12 protein-coding genes are annotated in these 14,937 nt (G+C 53.8%); 3 read left to right on the top strand and 9 right to left on the bottom strand.

All coding sequences use genetic code 11. From position 1 onward, the window contains the following. Positions 1 to 376: 376 nt before the first annotated feature. The 4 genes from EGT51_RS04815 to EGT51_RS04800 form a co-directional block, all read right to left on the bottom strand. A complete protein-coding gene (locus tag EGT51_RS04815; protein ID WP_135367638.1) occupies positions 377 to 1,393 on the bottom strand; it encodes an L-threonylcarbamoyladenylate synthase in 1,017 nt (338 codons plus the stop codon). Between the two features lie 27 nt (positions 1,394 to 1,420). After that, positions 1,421 to 2,257: a peptide chain release factor N(5)-glutamine methyltransferase gene (gene prmC, locus EGT51_RS04810; RefSeq protein ID WP_135367637.1), complete on the bottom strand. Its 837-nt coding sequence runs from the start codon at positions 2,255 to 2,257 to the stop codon at positions 1,421 to 1,423. Then, on the bottom strand, positions 2,250 to 3,335 hold the full coding sequence (gene prfA, locus EGT51_RS04805; RefSeq protein WP_135367636.1) for a peptide chain release factor 1: 1,086 nt from the start codon (positions 3,333 to 3,335) through the stop codon (positions 2,250 to 2,252). Before prfA ends, prmC begins: the two co-directional genes overlap by 8 nt. A gap of 85 nt (positions 3,336 to 3,420) precedes the next feature. Continuing rightward, entirely contained in the window at positions 3,421 to 4,017 is a 597-nt protein-coding gene (locus EGT51_RS04800) for a thymidine kinase (RefSeq protein ID WP_135367635.1), read from the bottom strand. Positions 4,018 to 4,807: 790 nt separating this feature from the next. Here EGT51_RS04800 and EGT51_RS04795 point away from each other — a divergent pair. Both EGT51_RS04795 and EGT51_RS04790 read left to right on the top strand, forming a co-directional pair. After that, positions 4,808 to 6,157 (top strand): Mur ligase family protein, encoded by a 1,350-nt coding sequence (locus EGT51_RS04795; protein WP_135367634.1) that lies wholly within the window; start codon positions 4,808 to 4,810, stop codon positions 6,155 to 6,157. Then, positions 6,154 to 6,858: a type 1 glutamine amidotransferase gene (locus EGT51_RS04790; protein ID WP_135367633.1), complete on the top strand. Its 705-nt coding sequence runs from the start codon at positions 6,154 to 6,156 to the stop codon at positions 6,856 to 6,858. The genes EGT51_RS04795 and EGT51_RS04790 overlap by 4 nt, the downstream gene beginning before the upstream one ends. Positions 6,859 to 7,463: 605 nt before the next feature. On the opposite strand, the gene EGT51_RS04785 is transcribed toward EGT51_RS04790, so the two are convergent. The 3 genes from EGT51_RS04785 to EGT51_RS04775 form a co-directional block, all read right to left on the bottom strand. Next, positions 7,464 to 8,501, bottom strand: coding sequence for a serine hydrolase domain-containing protein (locus tag EGT51_RS04785; RefSeq protein ID WP_135367632.1), 1,038 nt, complete (start codon positions 8,499 to 8,501; stop codon positions 7,464 to 7,466). A gap of 229 nt (positions 8,502 to 8,730) precedes the next feature. Then, complete coding sequence (locus EGT51_RS04780; RefSeq protein ID WP_135367631.1) at positions 8,731 to 10,572, bottom strand: ABC transporter ATP-binding protein; 1,842 nt, start codon at positions 10,570 to 10,572, stop codon at positions 8,731 to 8,733. Then, complete coding sequence (locus tag EGT51_RS04775; RefSeq protein WP_135367630.1) at positions 10,565 to 12,298, bottom strand: ABC transporter ATP-binding protein; 1,734 nt, start codon at positions 12,296 to 12,298, stop codon at positions 10,565 to 10,567. The genes EGT51_RS04780 and EGT51_RS04775 overlap by 8 nt, the downstream gene beginning before the upstream one ends. Positions 12,299 to 12,621: 323 nt before the next feature. On the opposite strand from EGT51_RS04775, the gene EGT51_RS04770 reads away from it, so the two are divergent. Next, a complete protein-coding gene (locus tag EGT51_RS04770; protein ID WP_135367629.1) occupies positions 12,622 to 12,951 on the top strand; it encodes a hypothetical protein in 330 nt (109 codons plus the stop codon). A 617-nt stretch (positions 12,952 to 13,568) separates the two neighbouring features. Here EGT51_RS04770 and EGT51_RS04765 read toward each other — a convergent pair. Continuing rightward, positions 13,569 to 13,775, bottom strand: coding sequence for a hypothetical protein (locus tag EGT51_RS04765; protein ID WP_135367628.1), 207 nt, complete (start codon positions 13,773 to 13,775; stop codon positions 13,569 to 13,571). Positions 13,776 to 13,937: 162 nt separating this feature from the next. Then, on the bottom strand, positions 13,938 to 14,819 hold the full coding sequence (locus EGT51_RS04760; protein WP_225428681.1) for a GGDEF domain-containing protein: 882 nt from the start codon (positions 14,817 to 14,819) through the stop codon (positions 13,938 to 13,940). Positions 14,820 to 14,937: the final 118 nt, after the last annotated feature.

The following is a 14,937-nucleotide window of genomic DNA, read 5'->3' as shown; positions in this document are numbered from 1 at the left end:
GCATGAACCGTGCCGCTAAGGCAACACCCACGGCTGAACCCATATTTGGCGAACTCCCGGCTACGGTAGTGTATATAAGTAACTACCGTCTTACCCCCAGGCAGTAGCTGCATTGACGACAGATCTTTCATTAACGCAGTGCTGCTGATAGACGTCAGCCTTGCCAGAGACAGCCAGGGCCCCACCCTAGCCTGACACGGGCGCCTAGTTTCACCAATTTTAGGTGTCGAGACACTGCTATTACAACAATCAACGCGTTGATCTTTAGTTCAAAATAAAAAGCCCGGGAAAACTATCCCAGACCCTTATGCACTAACTTCAAATGGCCAAAACGTGTGCCAACAGGCAACTGGTTCCGCCTGCTGGCTCACTCGACTTACTTTTCAAAATGTTGCTGCCCCGCCGATTTGTTCAACCGGTTCATGTAGGCCGCCCCTAAGCCCTCGGCCGCAAAGCCTTGCGCCAAGATGCCGGTCACAGGTGACTCCAGGTCAAAGTGACGCAGGCCGGCGAACAACCGGTGGCTGGCACTGGCCATGTCGGCCCCTAACGAGAAGGCCTCCGTATTATTCGGGAGCGTTTCTCCCGCCAACGTGTGGTCCAAGGCCATCACGCCGATGGTGCCGGTTTGTTGGGCCGCCCAGGCCAGGGCTGCGGGCCAATCGGCCTCGTTATCCACGATTGTGACCTGTGCGTTGGGCGCGTAGTGCTTGTATTTCATCCCCGGTGCCTTGGGAATCTCACCCTTGCCGACCTTGTGGTGGTTGGACTGCACGGGCCCAATCACGGCGGCCAGCTGTTCTTCGGTCACACCACCGGGACGCAGGATCGTCGGGATGTCTGTGGACATGTCCAAGACCGTGGATTCGACGCCGACCTTGGTGGGACCATCGTCTAAAATACCGGCGATTTTCCCATTTAAGTCGTGGTAGACGTGCTTGGCCAACGTGGGACTTGGCTTGCCCGAGGTGTTGGCGGACGGACCGACCAACGGCACCCCGGCCGCCTTGATCAGGTCTAACGTGACCTGGTTGGCGGGGTTCCGGAACGCCGCGGTGTCCAGACCCCCGGTGACGGCCTTGGACAAGGCTCCCGGTTGGAGCTTAAAAATCAACGTCAAGGGACCGGGCCAAAACGCCTTGATCAGGGCTTCGGCCTTGTCAGACAGTGGCTGAGCGTACTTTTTAACGGTCTCTTCACCCGTCACGTGGACGATCAACGGGTTGTCGCTGGGCCGTCCTTTGGCCACGTAGACCTGCTTGACCGCCGCTTCGTTGGTGGCGTCGGCGCCTAAACCGTAGACGGTCTCCGTTGGAAAGGCCACGAGTTGGCCGGCCTGAATAGCAGCGGCCGCCGCAGCGATTTCAGTTGGTTGAAAAATCTTGGTTTCCATAACTATTCTCTAATCTCCCATCTAAATTCACAATTGCACGCGCACCATGCGATCATGGCCGTTGATGTCTGGTTTAATAGTCACCGTCGCCTGCGGCAGGGCGGTTTCAAAGACCGTGCGCACCGCTGGCCCCTGCTGGTACCCGATCTCGGCAAAGAACTGCCCGTGTGGTGTCAGGTAATCCGGCAACGCTTGGGCAAACCGCTGGTAAAATGCCAGGCCGTGATTGGCCGCAAAGAGCGCCGTGGCTGGCTCGAAACGCTTGACCGAGTCATCCATCACGGGCCGTTCCGCCTGATCGATGTACGGCGGGTTGGACACGATGATGTCAAATCGTTGGCCCGCTACCGGCGCGAATAAATCGCCCACCGCCAACGTCACTGGCGTGTGTAACGCCTGGGCATTTTGCCGGGCGACGGCGATCGCGGCGGCCGAAATATCCGTCGCCGTAACCGTCCAGTCAGGCCGTTCCGCCTTTAAAGTGAGCGCAATCGCCCCACTTCCGGTACCCACGTCCAACAGCTGAACGGACCCCGGTGGCGTTTGTAAGACCCACTCGACCAGTTCCTCCGTCTCGGGACGGGGAATCAACGTGGCCGCGGTGACCTGAAATTCACGACCGTAAAACGGCGCGTGCCCCAATACGTATTGGGCGGGTTCACCGGCGCAGACCCGGTCGACTTGTTGCTGATAGGTCGCCGCTAATTTAGGCGGCACCTCGTCGCGATAGTGTTGCACCAGTTGGGTAAAGGACCAGCCTTGCCCTTCCTGCATCAAGTAGGCGGCAACGCTGGTCTCTTGGCCGGCCGCCGTCAGTTGTTGCTCGGCAGCCCTCAGTGCCATCAAAATGGTGGTCTTAGCCATTATTCTTTAAGTCTTCTAGCTTGGCTGCTTGATCGGACAGAATCAACGCATCGATGATGTCATCCAATTCGCCGTTCATCACGCGGTCGAGCTTGTTCAAAGTCAAGCCGATACGGTGATCCGTGACCCGGTTTTGCGGGTAGTTGTAGGTCCGGATCCGTTCGGAACGATCCCCGGTCCCCACGGCCGACTTCCGTTCGGCATTGTAGGCATCTTCTTCTTGTTGCTTGTAGTAGTCGTAGACCCGCGCTCGTAAAATGGTCATGGCCTTGGCCCGGTTTTGTTGCTGCGATCGTTCATCTTGCATGGCAACCACGATCCCGGTTGGCAAGTGGGTCATCCGCACAGCTGATGAGGTCTTGTTAATGTGTTGCCCACCGGCACCAGATGACCGGTAAACGTCGGTCCGAATGTCCTTCGGGTCGATATCGATGTCCACGTCCTCTTCTTCCGGCATCACGCCGACCGTAGCGGTACTGGTGTGGACCCGACCAGCGGATTCCGTCGCGGGCACCCGTTGTACCCGGTGCGCGCCGTTTTCGTACTTGAGCTTGGAGTAAACCTTGTCCCCCGTGATCATCAAGACGATTTCCTTGAACCCACCAACTTCGGTGGCGTTCTCATCGACAATTTCGATCTTCCAGCCCTGGCGTTCGGCGTACTTGGAGTACATGCTAAAGAGGTCGGCTGCAAATAAACTGGCTTCGTCCCCACCGGCCGCGCCGTGGATTTCCATGATGATGTTCTTGTCATCGTTGGGGTCCTTCGGCAACAGTAAGACCTTGATGTCGTCTTCGAGTTTTTCCTTTTGGGCCGTTAAGTCCTTGAGCTCTTCTTTGACCATGGCATCCATGTCATCGTCGAGCTTTTCGCGTAACATTTCGTCGTCATCAGCAATTTGCTTGGTGACGTCTTGGTATTGGTGGTACTTCTCCACCGTTTCGCGCAGCTCCCCTTCTTCTTTGGACAGCTTCATGAATTTCTGCGTGTCCGCGATGACTTCGGGGTCACTGATCAATTCATTGAGCTCGTCGTAGCGGTCGGCCACGGCTTGGAGCTTGTCAAACATTTCATCCATACGATTTAACCTCGTTTCAAAATTAACTAGTGTCAAGTGCCTGGGTCAAAACCTTCCAGGCACATTCGCATCGGCTTTTATCAGCCTACTTTGGCCGCGACTTGCCAATCTGATCCAATGGTGGGTTGAAATAATGGCGCCGGCAAACCGGGTAGTAGGCCTCGTTGCCGCCAATTTGGACCTGTTCACCTTCATAGACCGGTTGATTGTCATGGAACCGTAAGTTCATGATGGCCTTCTTGGTGCAGAACCAGCAGATGGTCTTCATTTCTTCGATCTTATCCGCGTATAACAGGAGGTACTTGGAGCCTTCAAACAATTCATTCTTGAAATCGTTCTTCAGTCCAAAGGTCATGACCGGAATGTGTAAGTCATCCACCACTTTGGCCAGTTGAAAAACGTGTTCCTTGGTCATAAATTGGGCCTCATCGATCAACACACAGTTGGCCTGCGCATCAATGCGTTGCACCTCGTCGTAGAGGTTGGTTTCCTTGAAAATGGGATGAGCCGTTCGCTTCAAGCCAATGCGACTTGAGACGTGGCCGACCCCATCTCTGGTATCCAAGCCACTGGTCATGATGATGACCCGCTTGCCCTGTTCCTCATAGTTATGGGCGACCTTCAAGATTTCAATGGTCTTCCCGCTATTCATTGCGCCGTACCGAAAAAATAGCTGCGCCACGTTGCTCCCACCTTTTTGACAGTTTCTATCTATTATAGCCGATTACGCTAGAAAATTCGACTGTCGCGGCCAATTGGTGCTAGATTTCTTCCGCGAAACCGCTGCCAATTCGGTGGTTACTGATATTGGTTACATTGTGGTCGCTGGCCGCCTTACCGTTCGCGAAATAGGCGCTGGAACGCGGCGGGCAGGACCGGTCTGAGCCAAAAGGCGGTCTCAGCCCTCGCTGGGAACCGAAGTCCACGTTTCCCAGACGCCATTTTCTAAGAAAGACACTTAGAAAATCCCACGGCTGAGCGCCTATTTCGCTTCACTCTCGGCTACACGGGTGGTTGGCCAAAACCACCCGTTCGGTGCCGTAAGTGCAGCCCACCAAAATGCCTGGTTACTATCTGATTCAAGCCATCGCAGTGACCAAAATAATCAAGCAATCAGAATAGTCCGCTTTGCCATCAATCCCAGCGTCACCAACCGACGTACGGTGGCGTGAAATACGACGGGGTAAACAACTCCAATTTCCTGTTGGCGTACGTTTTGGCTATGAGACCATTTTGAGACGCGTGCTTCGGTTCAGACCGTTCCTCAGTCTTTCGTCGGCTACCCCCCTATTTCACGACCAGCAAGGCGACCGCCTCCCTCCCAGCTGGGCAGTCAACCAGCCCAACTCCTTGCGATTTGGGAAAGTTCAAGCAGAGTCCTCCCCTTAACGCCGAAAAAATGCTAAAATTAAGGCTTGAATATTATGGAACCCGACATTAAAAAATCTTGTCGCGATTAAGGAGCGAATTGCATGTCATTCAGAAGCGGCGTTGCCACCTTCGCGGGGAAATCCTCTTACTGGTTTCTCCACACGTTTCTACACGGGGGAAGTTCTCTCCCCGGAAAAATTACGTTAAAACTCGATCCCAACATTTTGCGGACCTTGGGCGCTAAGTATGACGTCATCGTCATCACGGGAACCAACGGGAAGACGTTGACCACGGCATTGACGGTCTCCGTGCTGCGCGAAAAGTATCCCGATATCTTGACGAACCCCACCGGCTCCAACATGGAACAAGGGATCGTCACGACCTTCTTAAACGCTAAAAATCCCAAGACTGGCCGGCCACTCGCCGTTTTGGAAGTTGATGAAGCCAACGTGATCAAAGTGACCCAATATATTGAACCGAAAGCTTTCGTCTTCACGAACATCTTTCGGGACCAAATGGATCGCTACGGTGAAATTTACACCACTTACCAAAAGATTCTAGACGGCGTGGCCCTGGCGCCCAACGCGACTATCATCGCAAACGGCGACTCGCCAATCTTCCACTCCAAGGAATTGCCAAACCCGATTCAGTACTATGGCTTTGACAATCAGCCGGACGGCGACTTCAAGGCCAAGCCCAACACGGATGGCGTGCTGTGCCCCAACTGTGAGCACATTTTGCACTACCATTCCTTAACTTACAGCAACCAAGGCAAGTATTTCTGCCCGAACTGCGGCTTCTCGCGGCCGGAACTCACCTACCGCTTGACCAAGCTGGGCGAACAAACGCCGACGTCTTCGAAATTTGACATCGACGGTCACCCCTTCAAGATTCAAGTGGGCGGCACCTACAACATTTACAACGCCCTGGCCGCCTATGCGGTTGGCCGTTTCATGGGCGTCACGCCGGAACAGGTCAGCGACGCCTTCAACGCCAACCAGCAGGTCTTCGGCCGCCAAGAAGTCATCAACGTCGATGGCAAACGCGTCACCATCATCTTGGTCAAGAATCCCGTGGGGTTGGACCAAGTTCTGCACATGATTGGCACGGACACCCACCCATTTTCACTGGTGGGCCTATTGAATGCCAACTATGCCGACGGAATCGACACCAGCTGGATCTGGGACGGCGACTTTGAACAACTGGCCGACCGCGACATCCCAACGGTCATCACCGGGGGCGAACGTTACAAAGATATCACGTTCCGTCTGAAGGTCGCGGGCATTCCCGACGACCGCCACATTGTGGAACCGAACCTAGAAAAGGTCGTTGACGAGATCAAGAAGGTCTCGACCGACCGCGTTTACGTGCTGGCGACCTACACCGCCATGCTGCAGATGCGTAAAATTTTAGCTGATAAAGGCTACGTCAAGGAGGGACTCGGACTATGAGTTACGAATTAAACGTCGCCCACTTGTACGGCGACCTGATGAACACTTACGGTGACGTCGGTAATATTCTGGCGTTGAACTACTATGCCAAGCAAATGGATGTCACCTTAAACGTCAAGGTCGTCAGCCTGGAAGAATCCTTCCACGCCGCCGACTACGACCTGGCTTTCTTCGGCGGAGGCCAAGACTTTGAACAAACCATCGTGTCCCAAGACATCCAAACAAAAAAAGCCGAACTGATCAAGTTTATCGAATCCGGTGGTCCCCTGCTGGCCATCTGTGGCGGTTTCCAGCTATTGGGACACTACTACATTGGTGCGGACGGCGAAAAACTGCCTGGTATCGGTGCCTTGGACCACTACACGCTGGCCCAAGACCACAACCGTTTCATCGGCGACATCGTCATCAAGAACCAAGAGACCGGCGAGACCTACCACGGCTTTGAAAACCACCAAGGCCTGACTTACCTGGGCAAGGGCGAACGGCCCCTGGGCAATGTCATCTCCGGTAAGGGCAATAATGGTGAGGACGGTACGGAAGGTGCCATTTACAAGAATGTTTATTGTTCCTACTTCCACGGTCCCATCTTGACTCGCAACGGCGACATCGCCAAGCACTTGTTGGTCGCCGCTTTGAAACGCAAGTACCCGGACGCCGACTTCAGCCAACAAGAAGCCCTGCCAATTCCCGCGACCTTCTAGGGTAGCTGACAGACAAAACCAGTTGCCTCCGCCAGGCAGGAGTTCCGCCTGCTATGGGGAACACTTCCAGCCAAAGAACGGGCTTCCAGTTCGCTTGGAAGCCTCGCCCAGACCGCGAGTCTCCCAAGTCGTCCCACCCAGTAACCTGGCACAAAACGCCAGCTAACTGGGTCGACACAGCTGGCTCCACTCCTACCTGTCTCCGGCGAGATTGTCTGTCATCACTAACTTCTTGTTAAATGAGCGGCAATAGTTGTCCAAGCAATTGGCAACTAACCAGACTAACGCATATTCAAACCAAAAAGTGCCAACCCACATCGTCCAAGTGACGGTCTGGGTTGGCACTTTTATGATACAGGATTTCAAACAGAATTAACGGACTGCTTCTCAACTTGACAGTATGCCAACAAGTTAACTGCAACCAAAGGTTAAATCAATTACTGTTGGCAAGCATTTCTGTTGCCGAGAGATCGTCCTTTGGCTTGGCCCGTCCGCCCCAACGTTCCAACCCCTATTTGGCGAACGGTAGTCGGCCAGTTTCTGCTACGAAGCTGTTAACGAGCAATCTCAACGCCGTATACCGAATTTTGTTTTTCATTCTTTAGTTACACAAAATCATGACCGGCATACCGGCTCTTTTCCGCTAGATACGTGCCAATAACCGCGTTGCGTTGGTCGAGGTAGGGTTCGTTGGGGGCCACCGGATGAACCCGGTTGGTCAGGAAAACCATTGCCTGTTTGGCCGCTGGGTCGATCACCAAATACGTGCCGGTGAAACCAGAATGCCAGATGACGCGGTGTGCTTGTGGCCACTGCGTCGCGGTCAACGCCCAGCCCAGTGAACGGCCCGCGTGGCCATTGGGCGTCCAGTCGTGGGTCAACTGGTCGACATAGTGTGGCGGCAAGACCGCGGGAACCGTTTCCGGCCGACAGTACGCCTGACAGAAGCGGGTCAGATCGTCGATGGTGCTGAACAAACCCGCGGACCCGCAGCGTCGTTGCAAGACGTAGCCCTTGGGGTCGTGGACTTCTCCGCGAATCAGTCCCCGGGTGACGGTTTGGGCCGTGGGGATGCAGGCCAACGGGTCGCTCGGGGTAAACGTACTGTGGATCATCCCCAGCGGCGTGAGCACTCGCTTTTGCACGGCTACCTGAATCGGCTCGCCTAAAAGTCGCTCGACGATCCACCCCAAGAAAATGTAGTTGACGTCGGCGTATACCATTTTCTGGCCAAAGATCGGCCCCACGTGCAGCTGTAACAGCGCGTGCGTCAATTCGGGGGCCGCCAGTTGATTACGGTTGGGGATGTATCCCGTGATGCCCGACGTGTGGGTCAGTAAATGCCGCACCGTCACCCGCGGATCCTGCCACTCGGGTAAGTAGTCGTGGACCCGGTCGGTCAACCGCAGCCGGCCCGTGGCCAAGAGCTGCAGGACCACGCTGAGCGTCCCCACCACCTTGGTCAGCGAGGCCACATCATACAGCATACCCGGCCGCAGTGGCTCCGTATGGGGCACGATGGCGGCAACACCGTACTGCCCCGTTTCCACCCGATCGCCATCGATGAACGCAAAGCTCACGCCCGGCACTACCTTCTCCGCGACCAACCGCTGAAGGGCCGCTTTCGTTGCTACATACGCCATAGACCGCACCTCTCTCTTTCTTCGTCCCCCATTGTACCCATCTCGCCCGGCAAATGGCAATTCAAGATTGTCTTAAACTTATGGTTAACCGCCGGATAGCACAAACCGGCCGCCCACCGCGTTCCAGTCTCCGCGTTGACAACACACCTCCTGTGTCACCGCTACCAATCCCACGCATACCAAAAGCGCCCTGCCACGAATGACAAGACGCTTTGCAAAGCCATTTAATTTAAGCCAAGTCGTTTCCGGTGAACTGACTGTTGTAGAGGTCGGCGTAAAAGCCGTTGGCCGCTAACAGACTGTCGTGGTTCCCGGTTTCCACAATGTGCCCATGGTTCATGACCACAATGTTCTCGGCATTTTGAATCGTTGACAACCGGTGCGCCACCACGAAGCTCGTCCGGCCCGCCAGCAAGCGTTGCATGGCGTGCTGGATCAGCATTTCCGTCCGGGTATCGACCGAACTGGTAGCTTCGTCCAAGATCAAGACGTCGGGATCCGCCACGAACGCCCGGGCAATCGTCAACAGTTGGCGTTGCCCTTGCGAAATGTTCGTCGCGGCTTCGTTCAAGATGGTGTCGTAACCATCCGGCAACTGGCGAATGAAGGTGTCGGCATGGGCGGCCTTAGCGGCGGCGTACACGTCATCTTCCGTCGCATCCTCGCGACCGTACTTGATGTTGTCAAAAATCGACCCGGTAAATAGCCATGTATCCTGCAGCACCATCGCAAAGTGACGGCGCAAATCGGTCCGACCCACGGCGTGCGTGTCCTGACCCCGATACCTGATCTGACCAGAATCGACATCGTAGAAGCGTTCTAGCAGGTTGATGATGGTGGTCTTCCCGGCCCCGGTTGGCCCGACAATAGCGACCATATCACCCGGTTTGACCTTCAAATTGAAGTCTTCGATCAGCGGATTGTTTTCCACATACCGGAAGGCCACGTTGTCAAATTCAATGACGTTGCCATTAGGTGCCGTTTCCGCTGGGACTTCCGCCGTCTTGGTCTCGACCATATCGGATTCGTCCAGGACGTCAAAGATCCGTTCAGCAGAGGCAATCGTCGCTTGAATCGTGTTGGTCAAGTTGGCCATTTGGGTGATGGGTTGGGAGAATTGGTTGGTGTATTGCAGGAAGGCCTGCACGTTCCCCAAGCTAACGGTCCCGTTGGCCACTTGAATCCCCCCGATAACGGCCACAGCCAGGTAATCCAAATTTTTCACGAAGTTCATCAGCGGGAAGATCAAGCTCGACACGAACTGCGCCTTCCACGCGGATTGGTAGTACTTTTGGTTGTGTTCTTCAAATTCGGTTTGCGTGGATTCCTCCCGGTTGAAGGTCTTGACCACCGTGTGACCGGCGTAAGTCTCTTCAACCGTGTTGTTCAACAGCCCCAGGTTCTTCTGTTGACTGGCGAAGAACCGTTGCGATTTGGGCGCCACGATGCCGACCACTAAGACACTCAGTGGTACGGAGATCAAAGCGACCAACGTCAACCAGCCACTAATCGTCAGCATCATGTACAAGACCCCAAAGAAGGTCAAGACACTGGTGACCATTTGCGACAGGGTCTGTTGCAGCGTGCCCCCGATGTTATCCATATCGTTGGCCATCCGCGACATCAAGTCCCCGTTACTGTGGGTATCGTAGTAGCTGATAGGCAACCGTTGCATCTTTTCCTTCAGGTCGCGCCGTAACCGGTAGACGACCTTTTGGGAGATCCAACTCATGATCAGCTGCTGCACGATCCCAAATAACGCTGCTCCGGCATACATAATGCCGACGACCAGCAGAATGTGGCCGATTTTATCGAAGTTGACGGGCAGACTGTGAATGCCAATGCCGGCCTTCAGCTCTGCGGTCCCCTTCATGACACCTTTAAATAATTCAGTCGTGGCTTCCCCCAAGATCTTCGGCGTCCGAATCTGCAGGATCACCGAGACAACTGCGAAGACTAACACCACGAAGATACCGGGTAGCCAGGCTTTCATGTAGCGGAACAACCGAAAAGTCGTTCCCCAGAATTTTTGTGGCCGTTGTTTGGTAGCGGCACCACGTCCATTACGCATCGACGGTATCCCCCTTCCGCAATTGTGAATCCAGGATTTCTTGGTACGTCTGGTTTGTGGCCTTCAGCTCATCGTGTGTGCCTTGACCCACAATATTCCCGCCATCGATAACCAAGATGAGGTCTGCATCGGCAACCGTGGAGACCCGCTGGGCAACGATGACCGTCACGCCGGCTTGAACCTGTTCATCCTTGCGCAGCTCTTGACGCAATTGTGCATCAGTCTTAAAGTCCAGCGCGGAGAACGAATCATCAAAAATGTAAACGCTCGCCCGCTTCAAAATCGTCCGGGCAATGACCAGCCGTTGCCGTTGTCCACCGGAGAAGTTGTCCCCGTTTTGTTCAACGACCGCGTCCAGGCCACCCTCTTCTTTGACGAAGTCGCTAGCTTGCGCGACATCTAAGGCGTGCCAAATTTGGCTATCGCTGGCATCCGGCATCCCAAAGGTCATGTTGCTACGGACCGTGCCGGAGAACAGGACGGCCTTTTGCTGGGTGATTGAAATAGCATCGTGTAAGGCCTTTTGACTCAAGGCGGTCAGCGGCGTGCCGTTCAGTTTGATTTGCCCATTTTCGGGGTCAAATAACCGCGGAATCAGGTTGACCAGCGTGGATTTCCCAGAACCGGTCCCCCCAATAATGGCGACGGTTTGGCCCGCCGTAGCCGTGAAGTTCACGTCGGTCAGAGCCAATTTCTCCGCCCCGGTGTACCGGAAGTTCACGTGATCAAAGGTCAGACTGGCTTCGTTGCTATCCAGGTCGACGGGTTGGTCGGCATCGTTGATCTTGCTCTTTAAGTCCATGACTTCGTTGATCCGAGTTGCAGACGCTTGGGCCCGTGGCAGGAAGACGAAGACCATGGAAACCATCATGAAACTGATCAGCAGTTGCGTCGCATAAGTCATGAACGCCACTAAGTTACCAACTTCCATGGCTTGACTGCCGATCAACTTACCGCCATACCAGACGATTCCAATGTTGGTCCCACTGACGATCAGCGTGATGATTGGCAGCATCAAGGAAACGATCATGAAGACCTTGATCCCAGTCGAGGTGTAATCTTGGTTGGCCCCTTCAAAACGGTCTTGTTCGAACTGGTCTTGATTGAACGCACGGATGACCCGCACCCCCGTCAAGCCTTCACGAAAGACCAGGTTGATGCGGTCAATTTTCTTTTGCAAGCTCTTGAATAAGGGCACCGCAAAGTACATGATCAGGCCCGTAAATAAGGCCAAGACCGGTAACGCCACCAAGAAGACCATGGTCAGCCGCGGACTCTTGACGTAGGCCAAGACCCCGGCGCCCACCAACATGATGGGCGCCATCAACATCATCCGCAGCATTTGGACCATGACGTTTTGAATCTGCACCACGTCGTTGGTCGTCCGCGTAATCAATGAGGCATTCCCCACCGTTTCGAATTCTTCGGTGGATGCGTAGGTGACTTTCTTAAATAAATCGGTTCGGATCCGTTGGCCCATCCGTTGCGACTGCGTAGACGCGTAATACACGTTCCCGGCAGCGCCTAAAACCCCAATGAAACTCAAGAGGAGCATCAGACCACCCGTGCGCCAGATGTAGCCGATATCGTTGTTGGCGATCCCTTTATCGATGATGTCAGACGTCAACGTCGGTAAGGAGAGATCACAGGCAACTTGAATAATCATAAACCCAACAGCAAGGACTACTGCCCACCAGTCCAAGTGTTTTCGGGCAAGTCGCATCATGAAATTTTGGCCTTCTTTCTTCTAAAGTTACTCTGTAAAACATCAAAATTGCATATGCGACAATTATACTCGCTTGAATTGTGTTTGCAATCAAGGATTATCGGGTTGTTTCATCTAACTAGTGGAAAAAGTTGGGAAATCAGCATTTTGAGATGAAAAAAATTATCGCCGTTAGCCACCGGTCGTTTCCCCGCTGAGTGATCGAACGATCAAGGTCGACGAATCACCGTCATGTAAGCGTTTACGGCAATCTTTTCGTTGGTCATAAGACTGGTAATGTTCGTCATATTTGTTACAATGGGGACACTGAAGGGAGTAAGCGCATGGCGAGCAACTCAGATTCAATCTATAACGTCTTAACCTATATCCACCGTCACCAAGATCAGGTCCGCTTTATTCAGCAGCGTAATAGCAACGTCATCGCGATTGGCGTTCCCGATTCGGTGCCGGTAGCGAATCAAGAACTCTACTTCCCCATTGGCCATCTGCTGGTCAATCGGATGGACGATGACTTTTTAGCCAAAAATGGCGACCTTCTGAACGACTTCTTCGACCGCACGCGCAGTTCAAAGGAAGGCTATCGCGAGGTCTGGATCACCACCAGCTACATTCCCGCTGAGCACGTCTACCTGGTGGAAATGTCATTTGAATAATTGGACTCAAAAAGCGAGCCTGGACATCGACCGTCCGGGCTCGCTTTTGCATGTCTTCATTAGTTAACTAACGCATTGATTACCGTAACGACGGTGTCTCAATACCTAAAATTGGTGAAACCAGACGCCTGCTCTGGGGAACACCTCCAGCCTGAGAAGCGGTCTTCTGGTTCGCTTGAAAGCCTGGCCAAGCCCGCCAGTCTCTCAAGTCGTCCCGCGCTGTAGGCTGAGAAAAAGCCTCAGCCAACACCGCCGACACAGCTGGCTCCACCCTGGCTGCCTCCGGCAAGTTGACACCCATCAGCAGCACTGTGTTGGCTGAAAGCTAACTGATAAATTAGCTGCTACCAAAAGTTAAGCCGATTGTTGTTGGCAAGCACTACTGTAGCCGTGAGTTCGCTAGATATGGGTTCAGCTGTGGGAGTTCCCTTAGCGCCGCGAACCATGGCGCTTAGGGAACTGGCACCTTGGAGACGCGATTCACCGGCTCCAAGGTGAGGTTCAAGACCGCCCTTTGGCTTGAGCCGACGCCCTCAGCGTTCCAACCTATATCTAGCGAACGGTAAGGCGGCCAGCACAACCCACACCGCCAGGAACCGCTACCCCAAGACCGGGGGTTAGCTGAACAGGGCGTGGGAAGCCCAGATACCGCCACCGATGACCAGCACCGCCACGATAAAGAAGCGGAACAGCGCCGCAAAGGCCACCAGCACGATGGCGCCAATAATCAACGTCCCCACGATACCCAATAACCACCCGGCCAGGCCGAAGACCAAGCGCAACAGCGGAAACAGCAATAACAATAGTAATAGTAAGAAAATCACGATGATCGCTCCATTCTGTCCAGAGGCATTCCCCTGGTTACCTGATATTTTACACGTTTTCCGCAGGCGAGACACGAATTTACTATTTAAATATTTATAAACAAAACGGACCGCGTCGATTGACCGGTCCGTTGTCATTGCTGCCGATTTTTCTAAAGGTCCTTAACTCGCTGTGATGCGGTGCCGCCCCGTTTGCTTGGAGTGATACAGGTTGGCGTCGACTCGCTTGTAGAAGTCCAGCGGGTTGCGGTCGCCGTCGTGAAGGATGGAGACCCCCACCGAAATCGTGACCTGCAAGTCCGTTCCGTTGTAAGTCGTCGTCAACCCTTTCACGGCATCAAATACTTCCTGCGCGATTGGTCGTGCCCGATTCAAGTCGCGGTCGGGTAACAAGATGTTGAACTCCTCACCCCCCGTGCGGTACAGCACGATGTCACTGCCAAAGGGTTTCAACACGGTCGCTACGGTGCTCGCCACTTGCTTGAGCACCTCATCGCCAGCCAAGTGTCCGTACGTGTCATTGATGTGCTTGAAATGGTCGATGTCAAACATAATCATAGCCAAATCCCGGTGATGCGTATTGCTTTGATGGAAGTGAAAGCCCACCGCCCGGTCATACGCCGCGTAATTTTGTACGTGCGTCAATGCATCCCAGTTAGCCGACTGGAACAAGCGGTCCTTGATGCGCCGGTCCTTGTCCTGAATCTTGAAGTAACCGTACATCAGCGTGGCCAACACCAGGTAGTCCCCGATTTCGATCCAATACGTGGTCCACGGCAGGTGGAAGCGGAACTTCACAAACAACCACAGAACCAAGCCAAAGGCCGTCGCCACGGAAATGTAACGGGTATACGGTGCCCGCCAAAGATGGGTACTCTGTTGATAAGAAAACCAATAAAACAAGATGAAGATAAACGTATAACCCCATGATAGAATGGCCGTCACGTTGCCATTTAGCAACATGAACCCCACCCCGGCCAATAAAATCAGCCAGTTGGGAATCTTCAGGGCCAGAAAATACGCGACAAAAATTAATAAGAGCAACCTGAATTATTCATACCTTTCAAAAAAGTCGTCAGTTTTCATGTTTTTCAAAAACTGACGGCTTTTGATCTTGCTTACTATGTATTGAGACTCTAAATTTTGATGGTATCACCTAACG

Source organism: Levilactobacillus suantsaiihabitans (assembly GCF_004745505.1).
Classification (GTDB): domain Bacteria; phylum Bacillota; class Bacilli; order Lactobacillales; family Lactobacillaceae; genus Levilactobacillus; species Levilactobacillus suantsaiihabitans.
Note: the sequence above shows the minus strand (reverse complement) of the source record. Positions and strands in the feature narration are given on the sequence as shown.

Excerpts from the sequence above, each read along its gene's own strand:
- EGT51_RS04780 (WP_135367631.1), bottom strand. The coding sequence starts at position 10,572 with ATGCGTAATGGACGTGGTGCCGCTACCAAACAACGGCCACAAAAATTC.
- prmC (WP_135367637.1), bottom strand. The coding sequence starts at position 2,257 with ATGGCTAAGACCACCATTTTGATGGCACTGAGGGCTGCCGAGCAACAA.
- EGT51_RS04775 (WP_135367630.1), bottom strand. The coding sequence starts at position 12,298 with ATGATGCGACTTGCCCGAAAACACTTGGACTGGTGGGCAGTAGTCCTT.
- EGT51_RS04790 (WP_135367633.1), top strand. The coding sequence starts at position 6,154 with ATGAGTTACGAATTAAACGTCGCCCACTTGTACGGCGACCTGATGAAC.
- EGT51_RS04785 (WP_135367632.1), bottom strand. The coding sequence starts at position 8,501 with ATGGCGTATGTAGCAACGAAAGCGGCCCTTCAGCGGTTGGTCGCGGAG.
- EGT51_RS04795 (WP_135367634.1), top strand. The coding sequence starts at position 4,808 with ATGTCATTCAGAAGCGGCGTTGCCACCTTCGCGGGGAAATCCTCTTAC.
- EGT51_RS04770 (WP_135367629.1), top strand. The coding sequence starts at position 12,622 with ATGGCGAGCAACTCAGATTCAATCTATAACGTCTTAACCTATATCCAC.
- prfA (WP_135367636.1), bottom strand. The coding sequence starts at position 3,335 with ATGGATGAAATGTTTGACAAGCTCCAAGCCGTGGCCGACCGCTACGAC.
- EGT51_RS04815 (WP_135367638.1), bottom strand. The coding sequence starts at position 1,393 with ATGGAAACCAAGATTTTTCAACCAACTGAAATCGCTGCGGCGGCCGCT.